The 808-nt window shown below is 55.3% G+C and carries 2 protein-coding genes; one reads left to right on the forward strand and one right to left on the reverse strand.

Features of this window, described 5'->3' with window-relative positions; genetic code table 11:
• Positions 1-286 (forward strand): LysR substrate-binding domain-containing protein (locus tag PH558_RS34020; RefSeq protein WP_285208561.1); only part of this gene is annotated, 286 nt, incomplete at its 5' end.
• Positions 287-549: 263 nt separating this feature from the next.
• Here the strand turns inward: PH558_RS34020 and PH558_RS34025 are convergent.
• On the reverse strand, positions 550-808 hold a 259-nt coding region (locus PH558_RS34025; RefSeq protein ID WP_285208562.1), incomplete at its 5' end, for a helix-turn-helix domain-containing protein.

Raw genomic sequence — 808 nt, forward strand, 5'->3', positions numbered from 1 at the left:
ATGGATCGAAAAGAGGGGGCGCTCTCTGACCGTTAAACCATCGCTTCGTTTCAACCATTACACTGAGACAATTGCTGCGGCTCGAGCAGGGCAGGGGATCGCGCTCGGCTGGCGTCTTCTTGTCCAAACCTTTCTCAACGACGGCACCCTCGTAGCACTCAATTCGGAAGAGACGGTGACCGAGGACCACTATAATGTGCTGCTACCTCTAAGGGCGCGCCGAACGATTGCAGTGAGCGACACAGCCAAATGGCTTGCCGGTGCACTTCACACCCTGGATGATTAGGCAAGGATTCGAGCAGATGAGACCGGTGAGGTTGCTAGCCGCTTACATATAGATAAGGCGATCGATTAAGCGCGCTTGCATCGAGCTAGATCGTACAGACATCATGTGCAGAACAGCGATATGCCCATCTTCATGTCTGGTTGCGCTCCCCGAGTTCGAACCAAATCGTTCTTTTCCGCCCGCCACGCCTTCGTTCCTGTGATCAGACCGGAACCGATTCGCGTTAGCGATATATCGGTCGCATTGCATTGCGACATGTCGCATCAGATTGCCTTCAGCGTTTTAGGCACGGCACGGCGCAATTGTGTGGGAGATCCTCCAAACGCCTTCCGGAACAGTCTGGCGAAGTGAGATGCACTGTCAAACCCCACTTCAAGCGCAATTTCGATCAGCGGAGCCTCTGTCTGAAGAACCAACTGCCTGGCGCGCTCCATGCGAATGCGCGTGTAGACGGCCCCTGGTGGGGCCTTCATTTCTTCCATGAACAGACGTTCGAGCTGTCGCCGGGACAGGCCAACGGAG

Origin of the sequence: Rhizobium pantanalense (genome assembly GCF_030182525.1) — a bacterium.
GTDB lineage: Bacteria > Pseudomonadota > Alphaproteobacteria > Rhizobiales > Rhizobiaceae > Rhizobium.